The sequence below is a fragment of the Mycobacterium sp. NPDC003323 genome (genome assembly GCF_053589535.1).
Genome location: NZ_JBSFSB010000027.1, coordinates 3,194 through 25,960 on the forward strand (window position 1 = coordinate 3,194; position 22,767 = coordinate 25,960).

A 22,767-nucleotide genomic window follows, 5' to 3' on the forward strand; every position below is an offset into this window, starting at 1 on the left:
ACCGGCGTGGTCACCACCGTCGGAGGAACGTTGACCGCGATTGCCAGCACCGTCAAGGCGGTGATACCCGGCAGCGCCGAGGTCTGACCGGCCGCGTCGGTGACCTCGAACTCGATCGTCCGCACACCCACCAAGCCCGAAGCGCTTGTGGAGAACGAGACCGATTGCAGCACAGCCTGATAGGTCGCTGCCGACGCACTACCCGACAGCGTCAGCACACCATCCTCGTAGGACCCGGTGATCCCACCCGAGGGCGTGAACGTCAACACATCCGACGGATCTCCACCCAACGTGATCGACACCGTCGCGCCGGACAGGTTCTCCCCGGGATCGTTGACGATCGCGATGATCGGCGACACCGTCGTCGACTGACCGGCAGTCACCACACCCACCGGCGTCGCCACAATCGTCGGCGCACCATTCAACACACCGACAACAGTCAACGCCGTGATACCCGGCAACAGCGAGGTCTGGCCGTTGGCATCAGTGGCCTCGAACTCGATGGTGCGTACACCGACCAAGCCGGACGCGTCGGTGGAGAACGAGACCGATTGCAATACAGCCTGATACGCCGCCGCGGACGCAGTTCCGGTCAGCGTCAGCACACCGTCCTCATACGAACCGGTGATCCCACCCGACGGCGTGAACGTCAGCACATCCGACGGATCTCCACCCAACGTGATCGACACCGTCGCCCCGGACAGATTCTCACCCGGCTCATTGACGATCACCACGACTGGCGAGACGACCGTCGATCCGCCGACCGTCACGACACCCACCGGACTGGCCACGACCGTCGGCGGCGCGTTGAGTTCCCCGATCACGACGACTTCGGTGACACCGGGCAGGCTGGTGGTCCCGTCCGGGTCCACCACGGTCCAGGTGACCGTACGCAGTCCGATGAGCCCGTCGGCATTGGTGGACAACGCCACCGACTGCAAAACCGCTTTGTACGCCGCTATCGACGCGTCACCGCTCAGGGTCAGCACGCCGTTGGCGAAGGAACCGGTGATCCCATCGGAAGCTGTGAAGGACAACAGGTCGCTCGGGTCGGACCCCTGCTGCGCGATCGTGACCGTCGCGCCCGACAGCGTCGTGGAATCGGGGTCGGTGAGGAACACGCCCGGTGACAGCACGACCGAATCACCGGCTGTCACAACCGCCGTGGGAGAAACCACCAGTACCGGCGGCACATCGACACCGATTCCGGGAATCGTCACCGGCACCGTCACGTCGATGGTGTCGGGCTTGGCCAGTCCCACCCACTGAGCGACGCGATGGAAGAAGTTCTGGATGGCGCCGAGCACTCCAGGCAGGTGAGTGCCGACCGAGTCGGTGACACGAATCGTGAAGCTGTCGGTCACCCCGGTAACCACGCGATCGACATCGACTGTGTAGGTGAAGGTTCCGTCGATGTTCTTGATGATCGTGCCGTGTTCGGGCTGTCCGACGATGGTGGTGGTGAGCGGGTCACAGTTCGGGTCGGTCTCGTTGAGATCGAATATCACGACACCGGGAATCGTCGACACCACCTGCTCGACGTTGACCTGCGGTGTCCTGTTGAAGAACGTGTGCACGATCTCGCGTCGCACCCAGGCGAGAACGGTCCACAGCAGTGGCGTCTGCACCGGCGCGCCGGAACCCACGAACAGCAGCGGTGACAGCACCGTCGAAATCGCGCCGGAGATCATGCCTGCCAACGTGCGGGGCACGGCGAGCAGAGCGTCGACCGGGTTCAGCGACCGCGTGTTCAGTGTCGGCGCGGTCGTGAACGCCGCAAGCTGCTCATCGTCGAGGCCTTGCGTCACCGGCTCGGAGTTCTCGCCGGCCAGTTCTGGCTCCGGATCGGTCTCGTCCTCCTCGGCGGCGGATTCGGCAGTATCGACGATCTGGGCGGGCTGCGGGTCGGAATCGGGCTCGGGCGTGTCTTCGAGCAGAACGGGCCCATCTTCGCCGACCGGTTCGACCTCCACCTCGGGTTCGGTCGCGGTCTCGGTGGATGAGTTGTCCGGATCTTCGGCGGGGAGCAGGTCTTCGTCGTCGCCCTCGGCTTCTTCGTCGACCTCCTCTGTCGGTGCCGGGATCGGGGACGACTCGCTCTCGTCGTCCGTCGTGGCATCATCGGGACTCTCGATCTGCTGATCCGGGTCGTCCTCGGTCGTCGATTCGGACGCGGTGACGCTCGACGGCTTCTCGGTCGATGAACCCGCCGACGAACCCGTCGACGAATCGTTCGACGAGCCGGCCTGGGAGTCGCTATCGGTATCGGTCGTCGCAAACGCCACACCGGGCGTCGTCGCGACGGCCATGCCAACGCCCAGCGAAACCGCAAGGGCTCCGATCCGCCCGACGAATTTCGCGTAGGTGGTATCGACGGGACGAAGGTGCCGCGAAGTCCGCCCACCCTGGAGCAGCTGCTTCGCATGCCAGACGTCGGGCGCGGATCCGGCGTCCTCACGGAGACGTTCCACACGGTGCCGAGGAGTATTCGCGCACATAAGCTGCCTCCGAGACGCAGTTGCCTCTGCCGACCCCCACGCGTCGGCAGACCCCAGATGAGCAACGTAGATCGGGGCGTCTCAGTATGGTGTGATTTTCGCCAACGTCAAATTAGACTATTTGCGAACGCAAAGAATAGGTATCGGTAGCCGCGGGTGGAGATCGGCAAAATACCTGATCGAAGCGGCCCACAACTCAGGCGCAGATATTGACGCTGAAAAATATTCATTTGCAACACCCGTCAACCCGCCAGTACCGGAGGTGTGACTCCAGCAAAGCCGCATCAGTGACGGGTGCGACGCAAGATTTCGTTTGCCGGACTACGGGTCGCGGCGTGTGACGACGGCGATCGCGACTGCGAAGATTGCGGTCGAGAAACTGGCGAAGTAGACCCCGGACCCAACCGGGCCCCACCACATGGAAAAACTTTGCAACCAAGGGATTCCAGTGAATGCGTTGGCATTGGCGAAGGGCAGCAGTGGTCCGACCCTCGCGCCGACTCCCGGCGTCGCACCCAGCAAAGGTTCGACTACGAACGGCATCAGCAACAGGATCGCAATGACCGCGGCGCTGTGCCGCAGCAACGCACCGAGTCCGACCGCCAGCAGCGCGGCCGCCACCGCGTACACCGTGACCGCCCCGGTCGTGCGCCACGGGCCGGACTCCGTCAGCACCAGTTCCGTACCTTGGTGGTCGTCGACCATCGCCCGCACCAACCCCACCGAACCCACCGAAGCGCAGGCGGCCAGCGTGCCGGACAGCGCCATGCAGACAACAGCCTTGGCGACCAGCACCCTTGAGCGCCGCGGTGTCGCCATGAACGTCGTCCGGATCAGGCCGGTGCGGTACTCCCCGGTGACGGTCAGCGCCGACAGGATCATCAGCACCGGCACCCCGAACATCGCAACCCCGAGCACCGCACGGTCCGGGCCCAGCGTGCTGTAGGGCAGCGCCGCCACCGCCTGAATGGCGGCGAAACCCAGGCTCAACACGACCACGGTCAGCATCAGCCACCACGGCGACCGGATGCTCAGCAATTTGATGCGCTCAGCCGCGATGGTGCTCATGAGCCCGCCCGGTACTCGACGGACTCGTCGGTCAGCGTCAGGTACGCATCTTCCAGCGAGGCATGCTGGGCGGTGAGTTCGTGCAGCACGATGGCGTGCGCCGCGGCCAGGTCGCCGACCTGCTCGGTGCTGAGTCCGTCGACCAGCAGCGCATCCCCGTCACGCCGGCCTTCGGGCAACAAATCGGCCAGCCGGTCCAACTGCGGGCTGCGGACCCGCACGGTGGCCCGGCTGACGAAATCGGCCATGGTCGTCGCCGCGATGAGCTTGCCCCGTCCGATCACCACCAGATGATCGGCGGTGTTGGCCATCTCGGCCAGCAGATGGCTGGAGACGAACACCGTCCGACCCTCGGCGGCGAGGTTGCGCATCAGCGTGCGGATCCAGCGGATGCCCTCGGGATCCAGCCCGTTGACGGGCTCGTCGAACAGCAGCACCGGTGGGTCACCGAGCAATGCGGCCGCGATACCGAGGCGCTGCAACATGCCCAACGAGAACGTGCCGGCATGCTTGCCGGCGGCGTCGGTCAGACCGACCTCGGCCAACACCTCATCCACCCGCCGGGCCGGTATCGCGTTCGTCGCGGCGATCCAACGCAGATGGGACCGTGCGGTGCGGTTGGGATGCACCTGTCGGGCGTCCAGCAGCGCCCCGACGGTGCGCAGCGGGTGTTTGTGGTCGTGATAGCGCCCGCCGGCCACCGTGACGGTGCCCGCGGTGGGCCGATCCAGTCCGACGATCATGCGCATCGTGGTGGACTTTCCGGCTCCGTTGGGCCCCAGGAATCCGGTCACCACACCCGGCTCGATGCTGCACGTCAGATCGTCGACCGCACGTCTCCGGCCGAATGTCTTTGTCAGACCGGTCAGTGCGATCACAGTGCTGGGCTGGAGGCCTGTGCCCAGAAACGCTTCGGGATGCGTCCGGCATGGCGGGCCAGGTGTCCCGCCGTCACCGCGGAGGCCATCGCCGCGGCCATCGCGGCGGGGTCGGCGGCGCGCGTCACCGCGGTGGCCAGCAGCACGGCATCGCATCCGAGTTCCATGGCCAGCGCGGCATCGCTCGCAGTCCCGATCCCGGCGTCCAGGATGACCGGCACTCCCGCCTGGTCCACGATCATCTCGATGTGATGCGGGTTCGAGATCCCCAGGCCCGTGCCGATCGGTGAGCCGAGCGGCATGACGGCCGCGCAGCCGGCGTCCTCCAGACGTCGCGCCAGCACCGGATCATCATTGGTGTAGGGCAGCACGATGAAGCCGTCGTCGACCAGTTGTTCTGCAGCCCTGACCAATTCGATCGCATCCGGGAGCAGGGTGCGCTCGTCGGCGATCACCTCCAGCTTGACCCAGTCGGTCCCCAGCGCCTCGCGCGCCAATTGTGCGGTGAGCACCGCCTCGGCCGCCCCGCGACATCCGGCGGTGTTGGGCAGCGGGGCGATCCCCAGGCGGTTCAGCAGATCGAGCACCCCGGTTCCGGACTCGGCGTCCACCCGGCGCATGGCCACCGTGGTCAACTCGGTGCCCGAGGCGATCAGCGCCTCCTCCAGCACCGCGAGATTCGCCGCGCCGCCGGTACCCATGATCAATCGGGAGCCGAACTCGCGACCGGCGATGGTCAACATCTGGTCAGCCACCCTGCACCGCCGTCACGACCTCGACACGGGCACCATCGGTGAGCACGGTGTGCCATGACGACCGCGGCAGCACCTCCCAATCCACGGCCACCGCAATCCCCTTCTCGGGGAACCCCAGTTGCGTCATCAACTGTTCGATCGTGGTGCCGTCGGGCACATCGGCGTCCTCGCCGTTGACCAGCAAAATCATTTCGCCCCTCTGAGTGCTGCAAGCTCCGTCGCGATCTGCTCGGCAGTCCACGGAGCCAGCAGAAATCCGTTGCGCCCGTGGCCGGTGGCGACCAACGTGCGCTCATCGAGCCTACCGACCAGCGGCAGACCGTCCGGTGTCATCGGACGCAGACCCGCCGCAACCTCGGCCAATTCGTACTCGCCCAGTGCAGGCATCACGGCGCAGGCATCATCGAGCAGATCCCGCACACCGGTCACCGTGACAGCGGTGTCGCGACCGTGTTCGTACTGGGTGGCGCCCACCACCACACCGTCGCCTCGCGGCACCAGGTACACCTGCCTGCCGTGCACACGCGCACGAACCACGCGCTGCGGCAACGGCATACAACCCTTTCGCCAGCGCAGGCGCAGCACCTCGCCCTTGACCGGGCGGACCGCGAGCCCCGGCCACAGCATCGGCGCGTCGATACCGTTGGCGATCACCCGCACATCGGCGTCCGTCTCGGCCAGGTCGGTGACCGGCGGGGCCCACTGCACCCCGGCGCCCTCGCACGCCTGCTCCAAGGCGCTCACCAGCGCCCGGTTGTCCACCGCCAGTTCGGTGTCGGCGGTGAAACCGTGCCGGATACCCTGCGCCAGAAGCGGTTCCACATCGCGGGCGACCGTGGTCGGGGTCACCGGATGGCCCTGCGCCGACAGCCAGGATGCCACCGTCTGCACATCGGCGACATCGGCGCGGTCGACGGCCACCACCAGCGACTGCCGGGCGGTCACCACATCGCCGGGCAGGCCGACCAGGAAGCCGTCGTGCCACAACTTCAGCGATTCCAGCCCGATCGCCAGCTGGGCCTCCTCACCGGGCCAGCCTTCGCTGTGCGGCGCCAGCATGCCGCCGGCCACCCACGAGGCACCGCGGGCCTCGGTCCGGTGCACCCGCACCGACCAGCCGTCAACGGCGGCACGGCGGGCGACGGCGAGGCCGATGACCCCACCGCCGATGACAGCCAATTCGTTGTGCATATCCCTCTCCCTTCGCCGGCATGACCCGGATCAGGTGCGACGGTCAGGGCAGGTGCGCGCCCACTCTCAGTCCCCGCTCCCGGGACTCCCGTGTCTCCTGACAGGATACTCAGGTGTCCAAACGTCTCGACCGTCTCGCCACCGCAACGCTGTACCTGTGCACCGACGCCCGCCGCGAGCGCGGTGACCTGGCCGAGTTCGCGGACGCGGCGCTGGCGGGCGGGGTGGACATCATCCAGCTTCGCGAGAAGGGGCTGGAGGCCCGCGACGAGCTGGAGGCACTCGAGGTGCTCGCCGACGCCGCGCGGGGGCACGACGCGCTGCTGGCGGTCAACGACCGCGCCGACGTGGCCCGGGCCGCCGGGTCGGACGTGTTGCACCTCGGCCAGGACGACCTGCCGCTGGACATCGCCCACGACATCGTCCCGTCGGCCATGATCGGCCGGTCCACTCACGACACCGAGCAGGTGGCACGAGCCGTCGACGAGGCCGTCGACTACTTCTGCGTCGGCCCGTGCTGGCCCACCCCGACCAAACCGGGCCGCCCCGCACCGGGCCTGGACCTGATTCGGCACACCGCCGCGCTGGCACCGGCCAAACCGTGGTTCGCGATCGGCGGAATCGACGATGCCCGCCTTCCCGAGGTGCTCGACGCCGGTGCCCGACGCATCGTGGTGGTTCGCGCCATCACCGAGGCCGACGATCCGCGCGCGGCGGCCGCCCGGCTCAAGGACGCGCTCAGGGAAGCAGCGGCAGCTCGGCGGTGACCAGCCGCAGCCGGTCCCAACTGGCGGCGAAGCCCGGGTGCAACGGCAGTTCGGCCACCTCGTGCTCGGCCACCCAGCGCAGTTCGGCGCTCTCGCGGTTGGCGATGGTGTGCAACTGCTCGGCGGCATCGGCGATCACGGTGGTGTAGCTCCAGCCGGGCACCTCATGGGTGACCACGGACACGCGTACGGTCAGTTGGTCCGCCGTCAGGCCGGCCTCTTCCGATGCCTCGCGGACCGCGGCCTCTTCGACCGTCTCATGACTGTCGCGGGCGCCGCCGGGCAGACCCCAGGTCCCGCCCTGGTGGCTCCACGGCGCCCGATGCTGCAACAGCACCGCGAAGCTACCGTGGGTTCCGGGTGCGCGTAGCAGCAGGCCGGCGGCTCCATGCCGGCCCCAGAAGTGGGCACCGCCGTCCGACAACACCCAGCCGTCACCGTCACCCCGCACGCGTTCAGAATAGGGGTTCGCGAATTCCCACACGTCACTCCAATGTCTCTTAGACTTCTTAGAAAACGGGGAGGAGGTTCGCGGACACGTGACCGTGGAGTTGGCGCATCCGTCGACCGAACCGCTGGCTTCACGTTCGCCGACCAACCCCGTACATCCGCGTTGGTGGTTCCTGTGGACGACGCCGGGGCGCATCCTGACCATCGGTATGGTGCTGTCGGCTCTGGTGATCGCGTGTGCGTTCGCGACGTCGACGACGATCACGGACCGCCAGGAAGCGCTGACCACCGTGCTCGACCACAGCGAGCCGCTGGCCTTCGCCGCCGGGCAGCTCTACACCACGCTGTCGGTCGCCGACGCCGCCGCGGCCACCGCGTTCATCGCCGGTGCCGAACCGCAGGATGTGCGTGAACGCTATGAACAGGCCATCACCGACGCGTCGGTCGCCGTCACCCGCGCCTCGGCCGGCCTGACGACCGAACCGATGATCGAACTGCTCGGCCGGGTGAACGCGGAGCTCGCCGTCTACACCGGCCTGGTCGAGACGGCGCGCACCAACAACCGGGCCGGCAATCCGGTGGGCTCGTCGTACCTGTCCGAGGCCTCGGCGCTGATGCAGACCAAGATCTTGCCCGAGGCACAACGGCTCTACGAGGCGACCTCGGCGCGGGTGGACAGCGAGACCACCGCCTCGACCCGCATCCCCGCGCCGGTGATCCTCGTGGTGCTGGCCACCATCATGTTCGGTCTGTTCGCCAACCGCTGGCTGAGCAAGCGCACCCGCCGCCGGATCAACATGGGTTTCGTCGCCGGTGGGATGGCGGTGCTGATTATGGTGGTCTGGGTGGGCACCGCACTGATCATCTCCACCGCGGACAGCCGCAGCGCGAAAAACACTGCCGCGCAGTCGCTCAAGACGGTGACGACGATGCAGATCACGGCCCAGCAGGCGCGCGCCGACGAGACGCTGGCGCTGGTCCGGCGCGGGGACGAGGATGTCCGCAAGCAGTCCTATTACCAGCGCATCGAGAACATCCAGCAGCAACTGGCCGCCTACCTGAACGCCGACAACGACATCGACAAGGGCGACCTGGCCGGCGCCGACGACCTGCTGCGCAAGTGGCGGGCGTCAAATGACCGGATCAACGCCTACATCTCCGTCGGTGACTACCAGGCTGCCACCCAGGTCGCGCTCGGCACGGGTGAGGACGACTCCAGTCCCGCCTTCAGCACGCTGGATGCGGCCCTGTCGCAGGCCATCGAGGAGAGCCGCAGCCAGTTGCGCACCGACATCGTCAACGCCCGCCGGGTGCTCTCGGGCACCACCGTGGGCGCCGCCGCACTGTCGGTCATCGCCGCGATCGCCGTGATGCTCGGGTTGTGGCCCAGGTTGAGTGAGTACCGATGATGAAACTGCTGAGTGCATTGGTGGCGGCCGCGGTGGTCCTGACCGGCTGCCAGCAGAGCACACCGGTGGAGCCCATCCCGGAGGTGACGCTGGCGCCGCCCACCCCGGCCGGCATGGAGGATGCACCGCCGGAGCCGACGCCCGAACTGCCCGACAACGACGACTGCGACCGCACCGCCAGCCTGCGCCCGTTCCCGAACCGGGCCGACGCCGACGAGGCCGTGGAGAACATCCGCAACCGGGGCCGGTTGATCGTCGGGCTGGACATCGGCAGCAACCTGTTCTCCTTCCGCGACCCCATCACCGGTGAGATCACCGGCTTCGATGTCGACGTGGCCGGGGAGGTCGCCCGCGATATCTTCGGCACCCCGTCCCAGGTCGAGTACCGCATCCTGTCCTCGGCCGACCGGATCGAGGCGCTGGAGAACAACCAGGTCGACATCGTGGTGAAGACCATGAGCATCACCTGCGAGCGCAAGGAGCGGGTTGCCTTCTCCACCGAGTACCTGTCGGCCAATCAGCGCATCCTGGCGGCGCGGGACTCGCGGATCCGGCAGGCCTCGGACCTGTCCGGTAAGCGGGTGTGCGCGGTGAAGGGCACCACCTCACGCAAACGCGTCCAGCAGATCCAGCCGCCGGTGAAGCTGGTGGACGTCATCACCTGGGCCGACTGTCTGGTCGCGCTGCAGCAGCGCCAGGTCGACGCCGTCAGCACCGACGATTCGATCCTCGCGGGCCTGGTCAGCCAGGACCCGTACCTGCACATCGTGGGGCCCAGCATGAATCAGGAGCCCTACGGCATCGGGATCAACAAGGACAACGAGGGACTGGTCCGGTTCGTCAACGGCACCCTGGAGCGCATCCGCCGCGACGGCACCTGGAACACGCTGTATCGCAAGTGGTTGACCGTGCTGGGTCCGACACCGGCCCCACCGGTGGCGAGGTATTACGACTGATGAGTGAGGATCCGGGCACCCAGCCGGCCAGCCTGGCCGATCTGGAGGACACCGACGACGAGTCCGTCGCGACGATCCGGCCGATGGCCACCCAGGCGGTGTACCGACCCGATTTCGACGACACCGACCGCACGACGACGGCTTCCACCGAACCGTCCTCGACCACCATCAGCATGCTGACCCGGCCGCGCTCACCGATCCGCCGACTCGGCGGCGGACTGGTGGAGGTCCCGCGGGTCAGGGAACGCGATCCGCTGACGGCGTTGATGACCGATCCGGTGGTGGCCGAGAACAAACGGTTCTGCTGGAACTGCGGTAAGCGGGTGGGCCGGGCCACCGCCGACGGGCCGGCCCGCTCGGAAGGCACCTGCCCGCACTGCGGCAGCCCGTATTCCTTTCTGCCGCAGCTCAGCCCCGGCGACATGGTGACCGGCCAGTACCGGATCAAGGGTTGTATCGCGCACGGCGGACTGGGCTGGGTCTATCTGGCCTTCGACACCAACGTCAACGAGCGGCCGGTGGTGCTCAAGGGTCTGGTGCATTCCGGGGACGCCGAGGCCCAGGCCACCGCGATGGCCGAACGTCAGTTCCTGGCCGAGGTGACCCACCCGGCCATCGTGAAGATCTTCAACTTCGTCGAACACGACGACAAGCACGGCGAACCCGTCGGTTACATCGTCATGGAGTACGTCGGCGGCACCTCACTGAAACAGGCCAAGGGTGTCAAACTTCCGGTCGCCCAGGCGATTGCGTACATGCTGGAGATCCTGCCCGCGCTGGGATATCTGCATTCGCTCGGACTCGTCTACAACGACCTCAAACCCGAGAACATCATGGTCACCGAGGAGCAACTCAAGCTCATCGACCTCGGTGCGGTATCGCGGATCAACTCGTTCGGCTACCTGTACGGCACACCGGGCTATCAGGCACCCGAGATCGTCCGGACCGGCCCGACCGTACAGACCGATATCTACACGGTGGGCCGCACCCTGGCGGCCCTGACGTTGAATCTGCGCACCCGCAAGGGCCGATATGTCGACGGTCTGCCCGAGGATGATCCGGTGCTGGCCAAATACGATTCCTTCGGCCGCCTGCTACGCCGCGCCATCGACCCGGATCCGCGGCGCCGCTTCGCCAGTGCCGAAGAGATGTCGGGCCAGTTGCTCGGTGTCCTGCGTGAGGTCGTCGCCCAAGACACCGGCGTGCCGCGCTCGGGTCTGTCGACGGTGTTCAGCCCACCCCGCTCCACGTTCGGGGTGGACCTGCTGGTGGCCCACACCGATGTCTATCTCGACGGTCAGGTGCACTCCGAGAAGCTGACCGCACCCGAAATCGTGAAGGCGCTGCAGGTTCCGCTGGTCGACCCCGCCGATGTCGGCGCGCCGATCCTGTCGGCCACCGTGCTCAGCCAGCCGGTGCAGACGCTGGACTCGTTGCGGGCCGCGCGGCACGGCGCCCTGGACTCCGAGGGCGTGGACGTCTCCGACTCGGTCGAGCTGCCGCTGATGGAGGCGCGCGCCCTGCTCGACCTCGGCGATGTCGCCAAGGCCACCCGCAAGCTCGACGAACTGGCCGAGCGGGTCGGGTGGCGCTGGCGGCTGTCGTGGTTCCGCGGTGTCGCGGCCCTGCTGACCGCCGACTACGACACGGCGACAAAGTATTTCACCGAGGTGCTGGACACCCTGCCCGGTGAGCTGGCGCCCAAGCTGGCACTGGCCGCCACCGCCGAACTGGCGGGCACCTCCGATGAGCGCAAGTTCTATCAGACGGTATGGCGCACCGACAACGGGGTGATCTCGGCCGGTTTCGGGCTGGCCCGCGCCCAGTCCGCGGCCGGCGAGCGTGACGAAGCGGTGCGCACCCTGGATCAGGTGCCGCCCACCTCACGGCACTTCACCACCGCCCGGCTGACCAGCTCGGTGACGTTGCTGTCCGGCCGTTCCATCAATGAGGTGTCCGAACAGCAGATCCGCAGTGCGGCACGGCGAGTGGAGGCACTACCCGATACGGAGCCGCGGGTGCTGCAGATCCGGGCGCTGGTGTTGGGCACCGCGATGGACTGGCTGGCCGACAACACCGCCAGCACCAACCACATCCTGGGGTTTCCGTTCACCCAGCACGGTCTGCAGCTGGGCGTGGAGGCCTCGCTGCGCCAGTTGGCCCGCGTCGCGCCCACCCAGGAACACCGCTATGCACTGGTCGACCTCGCCAACAGCGTGCGGCCGATGAGCACGTTCTGACCGCGCCGGTATCACCGAGCATCGAGTACGGAAAGACAGGATCGGGCGATAGCCAGTTCCTCGTTGGTGGGAACCACCAGCACCGCGATCGGCGAGCCGTCGGCCGATATCCGCCGCGCCCCGTGTTCGGCGGCGGTGTTGCGGTCCTCGTCGATCTCGATGCCCAACGACTCCAAACCGATCAGCGCGTCGCGGCGCACGGCGGCGTCGTTCTCCCCCACCCCCGCGGTGAAGGTGATGACGTGGGTTCGGCCCAGCACCGCCAGATAGGCGCCCACGTACTTGCGCAGCCGGTGGATGTACACGTCGTAGGCCGACCGTGCGTGCTCGTCCCCGGCGTCGATGCGTTTGTGCAACTCGCGGAAGTCGATCTCCCCGCCCAGCCCGAACACCCCGGATTTCCGGTTGAGCATGGTCTCGATGTCCTCGACGCTCATCTGCGCGGTGCGCCACAGGTACATGATGATGCCCGGATCGACATCGCCGGATCGGGTGCCCATCACCAGCCCCTCCATCGGCGTCAGCCCCATCGAGGTGTCCACCGCCCGTCCACCACGGACCGCCGACGCCGAGGCGCCGTTACCCAGGTGCAGCACAATCTGATTGAGCTCTTCCAGCGGGCGGTCCAGGAACTCGGCGGCCTGCTCGCTGACATAGCGATGTGAGGTGCCGTGAAATCCATAACGCCTGATGTGCCAGCGCTCGGCGATATCACGGTCGATGGCGTACTCGGCCGCGGCGGCCGGCAGGTCGTGGAAGAAGGCGGTGTCGAACACCGCGATATGCGGCAGGTCGGGCAACTCCTTGCGGGCCGCGTCGATGCCGAGCAGGGCAGGCGGATTGTGCAGCGGCGCAAGCGGTGCCAGCTGCTCGATGGTCGCGATGGCATCATCGTCGATGAGCGTCGGCCGGTGCAGCTTGTCACCGCCGTGTACCACCCGGTGCCCGACGGCCACCAACCCGTCCAGGCCGGGTAGCGCGGCGAACACCTCGGTGAGCGCCTGGCGGTAGTCGACCACCCGCTCGATGATGCCGTCGGCCAGCGAGATACCCGAATCGGGCTCCAACAGTTCGTATTTCACCGATGATGAACCGCTGTTGAGCACCAGCACCGAGCGCGTGGTCATCGTCGGGCCGCCTGGATCGCGGTGATGGCGACGGTGTTGACGATGTCCTCCACCAGCGCGCCGCGGGACAGATCGTTGACGGGCTTGTTCAGGCCCTGCAGCACCGGACCGATCGCGATGGCGCCGGCGCTGCGCTGCACCGCCTTGTAGGTGTTGTTGCCGGTGTTGAGGTCCGGAAAGATCAGCACGGTGGCCCGGCCGGCCACCTCGGAATCGGGCATCTTGGTCGCCGCCGTCGACGGGTCGACCGCCGCGTCGTACTGGATCGGCCCCTCGACAAGCAGGGCGGGTTCGCGTTCGCGCACCAGTTCGGTTGCGCGGCGCACCTTGTCGACATCGGCACCGGTGCCGGAACTGCCGGTGGAGTAGGACAGCATGGCCACCCGCGGGTCGATGCCGAACTGCGCAGCGGTCCGCGCCGAGGAGATCGCGATATCGGCCAGTTGCTCGGAGGTCGGGTCCGGCACTATGGCGCAGTCGCCGTAGGCCAGTACTCGATCCTCCAGGCACATCAGGAAGATGCTCGACACCGTGGACACCCCGGGCAGGGTCTTGATGATCTCGAACGACGGGCGAACGGTGTGTGCGGTGGTGTGCCGGGCGCCGGACACCATGCCGTCCACCATGTCGTTGTGCACCAGCATGGTGCCGAAGTACGAGACATCGTGGATGATCTCGCGCGCCTGGTCGACGGTGACACCCTTGTGCTTGCGCAATTCCGCGTACTGGGCCGCGAACTGGTCGCACAGATCACTGGTCTGCGGGTTCAGCACCGTCGCCGCCGACAGGTCGACACCCAGTTCGGCGGCCCGGGCCCGTACCACCGGTTCGTCACCGAGGATCGTCAGATCGGCCACCCGGTGGGCCAGCAGCCGCCCGGCGGCCCGCAGGATGCGGTCGTCGTCCCCTTCGGGCAGGACGATGCGCTGCACGTCGGCACGGGCCTGGTCGATCAGCTGATAGGTGAACATCTGCGGGGTGACCACGCTGGGGATCGGAATCGACAGGCGCGCAATCAGATCGCCTGCGTCGACATGTTCCTCCATGAGTGCCAGCGCGGTGTCGATCTTGCGCTGGGTGGCCACGGTGACCCGACCGCGGGTGTTGGCCACCGCCCTGGCGGTGTCATAGGTACCCAGATCGGTGCTGATGATCGGCAGCCGCGAACCCAGGCCCGCGACCAGGCGTGCGATCTCGGGATGCAACGTCAGCCCGCCGTTGAGCACCACGCATGCCAGGGACGGAAACCCCGCCGCCGCATGCGCTCCCATCACTGCCATCACCACATCCGAACGATCCCCCGGCGTGATGACGGCCATGCCGTCGCGCAGGCGCTCCAGCACGTGTTCGGCGGTCATGCCGGCGACCAGCACGCTCATCGCCTCACGGCCCAGCAGATCCTCGTCGCCGCCGGTGACCTCACCGTGGACGGCGTCGCGCAACTCGGCCACCGACGGTGCGACCAGCAGAGGTTCTTCGGGCAGCACGTAGCTCTTCGGTTCCAGGGCAGCCAGGGCCTCCGCGACGGCGTCCAGCTGAGCCGGGTCGCAGCGATTGGCCACCACCGCCGCGGTGTGCGCATGCTGGGCGGCGAGTTCGGCTAAACACAACTCGACCACCTGGGCGACCTCCGAGGGGGTCCGGTCCTGGGCCTTGACCGCAAGCACCACGGGCGCACCCAGATTCACGGCGATCCGGGCGTTCACGCTCAGTTCACTCGGTGTTGCCACATCGGTGTAATCGCTGCCGACGATCAACACCGCGTCCGCCCGTTCGGCGACGCCATGGAAGCGCTCCACGATCTCGGCGATGGCCGCCTCGGGATTCTCGTGCAGCTGCTGATAGCCCACCCCGACGCATTCGTCGTAGCTCAGTCCGGCGGTGGTGTGGGCCAGCAGCAGTTCCAGGATGTAGTCGCGGTCCTCCTGGCGGGTGATGGGCCGGAACACCGCCACCCTGGCGACGGTGGCCGCCAGCCGGTGCAGGATGCCCAGCGCGATGGTCGATTTTCCGGTGTCACCCTCGGGCGAGGCGACATAAATGGCCGAAGCGGCGGGCGCGGTCACTCCGCCAAGCTTGCCAGCACCTCGGCGAGTTCGGCAACGAACCAGTCCACGTCGGACATCGAGAAGACCAACGGTGGCCTGATCTTGAGGACATTGCCCCCGGCACCGCACACCGAGATCAGCACCCGACGCTCGCGCATCATGTTCACCACCTGACGGGCGGTGTCCCGGTCGGGCAGATCAACCCCGAGGTAGAGCCCCGCACCGCGCACGTCGCCGATCACCGCATGCCGGGCCGCCAACCGCAGCATCTCCGCGCGCAACGTCGCGCCCACCGCGGCGGCGTTGGCGATCAGCAACTCGTCCTCGATGACATCGAGCACCGCCGCCGCGGCCGCCATCGACACCGGGTTGCCGCCGAAGGTGTTGAAGTAGGGCACCCCCTCGGCGAAGGGCGCCAGCACATCGTCGCGGGCCGCCATCGCCGCGACCGGCATCCCGTTGGCCATCGGCTTGCCCATGGTCACCAGATCCGGCACCACACCGTGCCGGCTGAAGCCCCACATGCCCGCACCGGTACGGCCGAACCCCGGCTGCACCTCGTCGGCGATCAGCACACCACCGGCGGCGCGCACCAGTTCGGTGGCCGGTCCCAACACCGCCGGGTCGGGGTAGATACCGTCGGAGGAGAAGATGGTGTCCACCACGAGTGCGCTGATTCCATGGCCGGCGCGCCGCAGATCTTCGATCGCCGCGGTGATTTCGGTTGGATCCAACGCCGGCGACACCGTCCGCACGTGCGCACCGAGCACGGCCTGCCCGCCGATGGAAGGTGAGATCGCGGTCACCGCTTCGGTATTACCGTGGTAGGCCTCGGCGGTGACGATGACGCCACGGTTTCCGGTGTACATGCCTGCGACCCGAAGCGCCAGATCGTTGACCTCGGACCCGGTGCAGGCGTACATGATCCGATACGACCCGGTGGACTCCAGGTCGGGGAAGGTCGCCAGAAGGCGCTGCGAGTAGTCGACGATCCCCTCGTGCAGATAGCGCGTATGGGTGTTCAGCGTGCTCAACTGCCTTGTCACCGCGTCGATCACGTGCGGGTGGCAATGCCCCACGCTGGCCACGTTGTTGTACGCGTCCAGATAGCACTGCCCGTCGGCGTCATACAGGCGGGTACCCAGCCCACGAACCAGGTGCACCGGCCTGTCGTAGAACAATCGATAGGCCGGGCCCAGCACCCGGTCACGGGCAGCTATCAGGGGGTCGTCGAGCTGACCGCCCTGATAGCTGTTGGAGTCCATGATGTTGGAGAAAGGCATGATTCCTGTCAGCGCTCGTGGGCTTCTTCCAACACGGTACGGCCCAGATCGGCGTACCGCTGCGGATCCTTGTACTTCAGGAACACCGCGAGCAACAGGCCACCGATGCCCACGATCCCCACCACCCACGGGATGGACGCGAAGATCCAGTCGGTGGCGGCCGCTCCCGCCGCGAATGATGCGTTCTTGGCCAGCAGGTAGATCACATACAGCATGCCGAGCCCGCCCAGCAGGGGCGCCAGGAAGGTGGTGAACCAGTTGGCCGTCTCCGGATGCCGTTTGTGCACATGAAAATACGAGATCACCGAGAAGGCGGCCAGCGCCTGCACGATCATGATCGCCGTGGTGCCCAGCAGTGCCATCAGACCGTACAGACCGGTGTAGGGATCACGGTCGGTGAATGCGAAGAACAGCACGACCACCAGCGCGAAAGCGCTCTGAACGAAACCGGCGACATGCGGCGAACCGTGCACCCGGTGGGTGGCGCCGATGGTCTTGCGCATCCCGGGGATCACGTTCTCCCGGCCGATCGCATACAGATAGCGCGCGGCACAGTTGTGGAAGGCCATGCCGCAGGCGAACGATCCGGTCATCAGCAGGATCTTGAACAGGTCGACGGCCCACTGCCCGAAGTGCTCCTGCACCGGTCCGAAGAAGATGTTGCCCGCGGTGGCCGAATCCTGAGCCAGTGCAACGGCATTCTGCGGTCCGGTCCCGACGATCGCCAGCCAGGACACCAGCACGTAGAAGGCGCCGATACCGACGACCGAGGTGATCACCGCGATCGGGATGATCTTCTTGGGGTTACGCGACTCCTCGCCGTACATGGCGCTGGACTCGAAGCCGACCCAGGACCAGAAGGCGAAGAACAAACCGACCCCGGCGGACCCGGCAACCGCGATCATGGACCCGTCGGCACCTTCGACCAAGCCGGACAGACTCTGGAAACCGTTGAGCGGGTTCAGCGATCCCCAGGACCAACCCTGCGGGCCGCCGCCTGTGAACAGCACCGACAGCGCCAGCAGCGCCAACATGACGATCTCGGTGATGAGAAAGACGCCGAGCACCTTGGCGGCCAGATTGATGTCGAAGTAGGTGAGCAACGCGTTGACCGCCAGCATGACCACCGCGAACACCAGCCACGGTACGTCGACACCGAACAGCGACGAGAACAGGTCGGTGCCGAAGAACGCGAAGATGCCGACGATCGATGCCTCGAAGACCATGTAGGCCAGTGCGGTCAAAAAGCCCGCGCCCAGCCCGACGATGCGCCCCAGACCGTGTGAGATGTAACCGTAGAAGGCCCCGGTGGCCGTGATGTGCTTGCTCATCGCGGCGTACCCGATGGCGAACAGCGTCAACACGATGGTCGCGACGAAGTAGCCGGCCGGCGCGTAGGCGCCGTTGCCGAAGCCGACGGCGATGGGCACGTTGCCGACCATGGCCGTGATGGGTGCGGCGGTGGCGACCGCCATGAACAGCACCCCCACCAACCCGACGGCGTTGGGCTTGAGGCGTTGGATGGGGGTGGACCCGGCCGGGGCCGGTGGATCGATGGTCTCGCTCATGAAATCCCAATCTGAGGGCGTATCCAGACCGCTATTTGGTCTGGTTTGACGGAGTTCGCCGGCAACGATGCCGGTGATTGAAGAACGACGCCGGCAATTGTTACCCCGTCGAGAATGCTTGGTCAACTGGGAAATTCAGCTGTCAGCCAGCTGTGTTTCGGGCATGTTTCGAAGCTGAGCGTAATACTACGTCGACGTAAAAAATCGCGATTTGGTCTGTTTCGGATCGATCTTTGGTCCACACTGTTCGTCATGCCGGGATTGCCTGCCGATCATGAGCGCTTCGCCCGGGCGGCCCTACCCGCCTATGGACGTGCGCTCGACACCCCGCTGCGCCTGCTCAGCCTGTCCGAGAACGCCACCTACCAGGTGTGCGACGACGACCCGATCGTCCTGCGGGTGCACCGCCCGGGCTATCACTCGCTGGAGGCCATCCGCTCCGAGCTGGCCTGGATGGCCGCGCTACGCCGCGACACCACGGTCCAAACCCCGGAGCTGGTGTGTGCCGATTCCGGCGTGGAGGTGGTCACCGCCACCGTCGATGATCGAGACCTGCACGTCGACGCCGTCACGCTGATCTCCGGGTGCACCGCCGAGGAGGTCCCACATGCGGTGGGTTTCGCCGAGTTGGGTGAGCTGACCGCGATCATGCACGAGCATGTGCGGGACTGGGCCGCGCCACCGGACTTCACCCGTTTCCGCTGGGATCTCGACGATATCCTCGGCCCCGGCGCCCGCTGGGGGGACTGGCGTGGGGCACCCGGTCTCACCGATACGGACCGGGCCGCCATCACTCGGGCAGCGCACCACATCGCCGAGCTGCTGGCGCAGTTCGGCACCGCGGCAGACCGATTCGGCCTGATCCATGCCGATCTGCGGTTGTCCAATCTGATGGTCGACCCGCAGACACCGGCGGCCGGGATCACCGTCATCGACTTCGACGACGCCGGATGGGGTTGGCATCTGGCCGATTTGGGAGCGGTCGTGTCGTGGATCGAGGACAGTCCGGAGGCCGAACGCATCGTGACCGAATGGCTGCGCGGCTATCTCAAGGTCCGCACGCTGCCCGACGAGCATCTGGCGCTCATCCCCACCTTCGTCATGATGCGGCGCATCCAGCTCACCGCCTGGATCGCCTCCCATGCCGATGCCGACGCCGCCAAAGCCATCGGACCCGGGTACGCGGTGGGCACCGCCCGGCTGGCCGAACGGTATCTCAACGACCACAACTGGTTACGGTAAGGAGACAGATGTTCGACCTGCAATCCCGCTCGGTGCTGGTGACCGGCGGCAGCAAGGGTATCGGCCGCGGCATCGCATCGGTGTTCGCCCGGGCCGGAGCCAATGTGGCCATCTCGGCCCGGTCGTCGGCCGGCCTCGACGAGGCGGTGGCCGTCCTCGACGGTCTCGGTGACGGCAAAGTGCTCGGCGTGCGCGGTGACGTGAGCGACCGGCAGTCCTGCACCGAGATGGCCGCCGCCGCCGTCGATGCCTTCGGTGGACTGGACGTGTTGTGCGCCAACGCGGGAATCTTCCCGGACGCGCCGCTGGCCACCATGACACCCGAGCAACTCGACGAGATCATGGGCGTCAACGTCAACGGCACGTTCTATGCGGTACAGGCCTGCCTGGACGCCCTGGTGTCATCCGGTGCCGGACGCATCATCTTGACGTCGTCGATCACCGGGCCCATCACCGGCTACCCGGGCTGGTCGCACTACGGCGCCACCAAGGCCGCCCAACTGGGGTTCATGCGGACCGCGGCAATCGAATTGGCCCCCAAGGGAATCACCGTCAACGCCATTCTGCCGGGCAACATCCTCACCGAGGGGCTGCTGGACAACGGTGAGGACTACTTGGCCAGCATGGCGCGGTCCATTCCGGCCGGCGCGCTGGGCACCCCGGAGGACATCGGTCATCTCGCCGCGTTCCTGGCGACCCGGGAGGCCGCCTACATCACCGGTCAGGCCATCGTCGTCGACGGCGGCCAGGTGCTGCCCGAGTCCCTGGACGCGATAGCCACCTGACACCTGATCATGGAAGAGACTGTGGGGGGAGCGGTCGCCGAGGATGTGCGCCGCCGGATTCTGTCCATGCTGTCCAGCGGGGCGCTGCGCCCGGGCTCGCGACTGGGCACCGAACGCGAAATGGCCGAAAAGTTCGACGTATCGCGGGCGACGCTGCGCAGTGCGCTGTTGCCGCTGAGCCAGGCCGGGGTGCTGGAACGGCGCACCGGCCGCGCCGGGGGGACGTTCGTGCGGGCGGACATGGTGCAGCGCAACGCCGCCGAACAGGCCGGACTGCCCACGCTGCTGCACAGCGGTGGCCACAGCAGTTTCACCAAGGTGCTGGCGACCGACAGCAGACCGGCGACGCCCGCCGAGTCGGTGGCGCTCGAGATCGCCGCGGACACCCCGCTGTTCGTCATCCGCCGATTGCGCTATGCCGATGGGGTACCGCTGTCGGTCGACCTGTCCTGCTTCGTCGCGGCCCAGGCTGGCGATCTGCTGGAACAACCGTTGGGGGGATCGCTCTACGAGTTGTTCCGCAGCCGTTACGGGTTGGTGCCGGCCACCACGAACGAGACCATCGAGGTGGTCAGCGCCAGCCCGCGCGAGGCGCAGTGGCTCGAGATCGCGCACCGTAAACCGCTGTTGGCCATCACCCGCGTGACCCGGGCCGAATCGGGCGTGCCGTTCGAGTACGCCTACGACCTGTTCCGCGCCGACCGGGTTCGGCTCACCGCGACCAGCAGCACCGGGATCACCCGAGCTTGCGCAGACGCGGTTCCAGGTCCCGCTTGAACAGCTCCAGGAACCGGCGCTGGTCATGGCCCGGGGCGTGGAATACCAGGTGGTTCAGCCCCCAGTCCACGTAGTCCTTGACCTTGGCCACCGCCTCGTCGGGGTCCGAGGCCACGATCCAGCGCTTGGCGACCTGCTCGATGGGCAACGCGTCGGCGGCCTTCTCCATCTCGATCGGATCATCGATCGAATGCTTCTGCTCGGCCGTCAGCGACAACGGCGCCCAGAACCGGGTGTTCTCCAGCGCCAGCTCCGGATCGGTGTCGTAGGAGATCTTGATCTCGATCATCCGGTCCACGTCATCGGGGTTCTTGCCCGCCGCCTCGGCACCCTCACGCATCGCCGGCATCAGCTTGTCCTCATACAGCTCACGCCCCTTGCCCGAGGTGCAGATGAACCCGTCACCGGCACGGCCGGCGTACTTGGCCACCTGCGGCCCACCCGCGGCGATGTAGATCGGGATGCCCCCTTCGGGCACGTCGTAGATCGACGCACCCTTGGTCTTGTAGTACTCACCCTCGAAATCGACCCGGTCGCCCAACCACAACTCCCGCATCAAGCGCACCGACTCCCGCAGCCGGGCATAGCGCTCCTTGAACTCCGGCCACTGGCCTTCGTAACCGGTGGCGATCTCGTTGAGCGCCTCACCGGTGCCCACCCCGAGGAAGATCCGGCCCGGGTACAGACACCCCATGGTGGCGAAGGCCTGCGCGATGACCGCCGGGTTGTACCGGAACGTCGGCGTCAACACCGAGGTGCCCAACTGCAACCGCTCGGTGCGCTCACCCACTGCGGTCATCCAGGCCAGCGAGAACGGCGCATGCCCGCCCTCATGCCGCCACGGCTGGAAGTGATCGCTCACCGTGGCACTGTCCATGCCGTGCGCTTCGGCCGCCACGGCCAATTCGACGAGTTCACGCGGCGCGAACTGCTCCGCCGATGCCTTGTAGCCCAGTTTCAGTTCAGCCATACCTATGTTTCTACACTCGCCCCATGCCACCGGTTCTGACGGCCATCACCGATCGCGTCCACTTCGCCCAGACCGACCTGGTGAACTGGACGCTGGTCGCCGATGACAGCGGGGTCCTGTTGATCGATGCGGGCTATCCGGGCCACCGTGACGATGTCGTCGCGTCGGTGCGCGAACTCGGCTACGGGCCCGAGGATGTGCGGGCGATCCTGTTGACACACGCGCATGTGGATCATCTGGGATCGGCGATCTGGTTCGCGAAAACCCATGGCACCCCGGTGTATACGCATGCCGCCGAGGTCGGGCACGCACACCGGCAGTACCTGGAGCAGGTCTCGCCGGTCGACGTGCTGACCCGGGCCTGGCAGCCGCGCTACCTGGCGTGGACGCTGGCGTTGGTCCGCAAGGGCGGGCTGACCCATGAGGGCATCCCCTCCGCGCTGGCCCTCGACGAGTACATCGCCGCGACGCTGCCCGGCACACCCGTGGCGGTGCCCTCACCCGGGCACACCGGTGGACACTGCTCGTATCTGGTGGACGGTGTGCTGGTCGCCGGGGACGCCCTGATCACCGGGCACCCGTTGAGCACCCGGCGCGGCCCGCAACTGCTACCGAGCATCTTCAACCACGATCAGGACGGCTGCGTGCGCAGCCTGGCGGCGCTCGCCCTGCTCGACGCCGAGGTGTTGTTGCCCGGTCACGGCCCGGTCTGGCGCGGCTCGCTGCGCGCGGCGGCAGAGGCCGCCGGCCGGTGA

General features: G+C 67.0%; 20 protein-coding genes. 8 read left to right on the forward strand and 12 right to left on the reverse strand.

The features are described 5' to 3' along the window. The 6 genes from ACWDUN_RS29105 to thiO form a co-directional block, all read right to left on the reverse strand. Positions 1-2,309 (reverse strand): Ig-like domain-containing protein (locus tag ACWDUN_RS29105; RefSeq protein ID WP_449934264.1); only part of this gene is annotated, 2,309 nt, incomplete at its 3' end. A 510-nt stretch (positions 2,310-2,819) separates the two neighbouring features. Beyond that, positions 2,820-3,566, reverse strand: coding sequence for an ABC transporter permease (locus tag ACWDUN_RS29110; protein ID WP_449934266.1), 747 nt, complete (start codon positions 3,564-3,566; stop codon positions 2,820-2,822). Then, the gene (locus ACWDUN_RS29115; RefSeq protein ID WP_449934268.1) at positions 3,563-4,444 is read right to left on the reverse strand and encodes an ATP-binding cassette domain-containing protein; all 882 of its coding nucleotides are present in this window, start codon (positions 4,442-4,444) and stop codon (positions 3,563-3,565) included. The genes ACWDUN_RS29110 and ACWDUN_RS29115 overlap by 4 nt, the downstream gene beginning before the upstream one ends. Further along, positions 4,441-5,187, reverse strand: coding sequence for a thiazole synthase (thiG, locus tag ACWDUN_RS29120; RefSeq protein WP_449934328.1), 747 nt, complete (start codon positions 5,185-5,187; stop codon positions 4,441-4,443). Before thiG ends, ACWDUN_RS29115 begins: the two co-directional genes overlap by 4 nt. Before the next feature lie 4 nt (positions 5,188-5,191). Next, the gene (gene thiS, locus ACWDUN_RS29125) at positions 5,192-5,389 is read right to left on the reverse strand and encodes a sulfur carrier protein ThiS (protein ID WP_449934270.1); all 198 of its coding nucleotides are present in this window, start codon (positions 5,387-5,389) and stop codon (positions 5,192-5,194) included. Continuing rightward, positions 5,386-6,390, reverse strand: coding sequence for a glycine oxidase ThiO (gene thiO / locus ACWDUN_RS29130; protein WP_449934271.1), 1,005 nt, complete (start codon positions 6,388-6,390; stop codon positions 5,386-5,388). The genes thiS and thiO overlap by 4 nt, the downstream gene beginning before the upstream one ends. A gap of 113 nt (positions 6,391-6,503) precedes the next feature. Between thiO and thiE the strand changes: the two genes are divergently transcribed. Beyond that, positions 6,504-7,157, forward strand: coding sequence for a thiamine phosphate synthase (thiE, locus tag ACWDUN_RS29135; protein ID WP_449934273.1), 654 nt, complete (start codon positions 6,504-6,506; stop codon positions 7,155-7,157). Here the strand turns inward: thiE and ACWDUN_RS29140 are convergent. After that, positions 7,129-7,608 (reverse strand): NUDIX hydrolase, encoded by a 480-nt coding sequence (locus ACWDUN_RS29140; protein WP_449934275.1) that lies wholly within the window; start codon positions 7,606-7,608, stop codon positions 7,129-7,131. The two genes, thiE and ACWDUN_RS29140, sit on opposite strands and share 29 nt — an antisense overlap. Before the next feature lie 88 nt (positions 7,609-7,696). On the opposite strand from ACWDUN_RS29140, the gene glnX reads away from it, so the two are divergent. The 3 genes from glnX to ACWDUN_RS29155 are packed head-to-tail and all read left to right on the forward strand — an operon-like array spanning position 7,697 to position 12,212. Further along, entirely contained in the window at positions 7,697-9,016 is a 1,320-nt protein-coding gene (gene glnX, locus ACWDUN_RS29145; RefSeq protein WP_449934277.1) for a protein kinase G-activating protein GlnX, read from the forward strand. After that, positions 9,016-9,972 (forward strand): glutamate ABC transporter substrate-binding protein, encoded by a 957-nt coding sequence (locus tag ACWDUN_RS29150; protein WP_449934279.1) that lies wholly within the window; start codon positions 9,016-9,018, stop codon positions 9,970-9,972. The genes glnX and ACWDUN_RS29150 overlap by 1 nt, the downstream gene beginning before the upstream one ends. Further along, complete coding sequence (locus ACWDUN_RS29155; RefSeq protein WP_449934281.1) at positions 9,972-12,212, forward strand: serine/threonine-protein kinase PknG; 2,241 nt, start codon at positions 9,972-9,974, stop codon at positions 12,210-12,212. The genes ACWDUN_RS29150 and ACWDUN_RS29155 overlap by 1 nt, the downstream gene beginning before the upstream one ends. A gap of 11 nt (positions 12,213-12,223) precedes the next feature. Here the strand turns inward: ACWDUN_RS29155 and ACWDUN_RS29160 are convergent, their stop codons facing one another. Genes ACWDUN_RS29160 through ACWDUN_RS29175 form a run of 4 tightly spaced genes read right to left on the reverse strand, consistent with a single transcriptional unit; the run spans position 12,224 to position 18,238 of the window. Further along, positions 12,224-13,339, reverse strand: coding sequence for an acetate kinase (locus ACWDUN_RS29160; protein ID WP_449934283.1), 1,116 nt, complete (start codon positions 13,337-13,339; stop codon positions 12,224-12,226). Continuing rightward, complete coding sequence (gene pta / locus ACWDUN_RS29165; RefSeq protein WP_449934285.1) at positions 13,336-15,405, reverse strand: phosphate acetyltransferase; 2,070 nt, start codon at positions 15,403-15,405, stop codon at positions 13,336-13,338. The genes ACWDUN_RS29160 and pta overlap by 4 nt, the downstream gene beginning before the upstream one ends. After that, a complete protein-coding gene (locus ACWDUN_RS29170) occupies positions 15,402-16,670 on the reverse strand; it encodes an aspartate aminotransferase family protein (protein ID WP_449934286.1) in 1,269 nt (422 codons plus the stop codon). The genes pta and ACWDUN_RS29170 overlap by 4 nt, the downstream gene beginning before the upstream one ends. An 8-nt stretch (positions 16,671-16,678) precedes the next feature. Next, a complete protein-coding gene (locus tag ACWDUN_RS29175) occupies positions 16,679-18,238 on the reverse strand; it encodes an APC family permease (RefSeq protein ID WP_449934287.1) in 1,560 nt (519 codons plus the stop codon). 252 nt (positions 18,239-18,490) lie between these two features. Between ACWDUN_RS29175 and ACWDUN_RS29180 the strand changes: the two genes are divergently transcribed. Genes ACWDUN_RS29180 through ACWDUN_RS29190 form a run of 3 tightly spaced genes read left to right on the forward strand, consistent with a single transcriptional unit; the run spans position 18,491 to position 21,042 of the window. Further along, on the forward strand, positions 18,491-19,480 hold the full coding sequence (locus ACWDUN_RS29180) for a phosphotransferase enzyme family protein (RefSeq protein ID WP_449934288.1): 990 nt from the start codon (positions 18,491-18,493) through the stop codon (positions 19,478-19,480). Between the two features lie 8 nt (positions 19,481-19,488). Continuing rightward, positions 19,489-20,265: a 3-oxoacyl-ACP reductase FabG gene (fabG, locus tag ACWDUN_RS29185; protein ID WP_449934290.1), complete on the forward strand. Its 777-nt coding sequence runs from the start codon at positions 19,489-19,491 to the stop codon at positions 20,263-20,265. A 9-nt stretch (positions 20,266-20,274) separates the two neighbouring features. Beyond that, a complete protein-coding gene (locus tag ACWDUN_RS29190; protein ID WP_449934291.1) occupies positions 20,275-21,042 on the forward strand; it encodes a GntR family transcriptional regulator in 768 nt (255 codons plus the stop codon). On the opposite strand, the gene fgd is transcribed toward ACWDUN_RS29190, so the two are convergent. After that, complete coding sequence (fgd, locus tag ACWDUN_RS29195) at positions 21,002-22,012, reverse strand: glucose-6-phosphate dehydrogenase (coenzyme-F420) (RefSeq protein ID WP_449934293.1); 1,011 nt, start codon at positions 22,010-22,012, stop codon at positions 21,002-21,004. The two genes, ACWDUN_RS29190 and fgd, sit on opposite strands and share 41 nt — an antisense overlap. Before the next feature lie 23 nt (positions 22,013-22,035). On the opposite strand from fgd, the gene ACWDUN_RS29200 reads away from it, so the two are divergent. Beyond that, entirely contained in the window at positions 22,036-22,767 is a 732-nt protein-coding gene (locus ACWDUN_RS29200; protein ID WP_449934295.1) for an MBL fold metallo-hydrolase, read from the forward strand.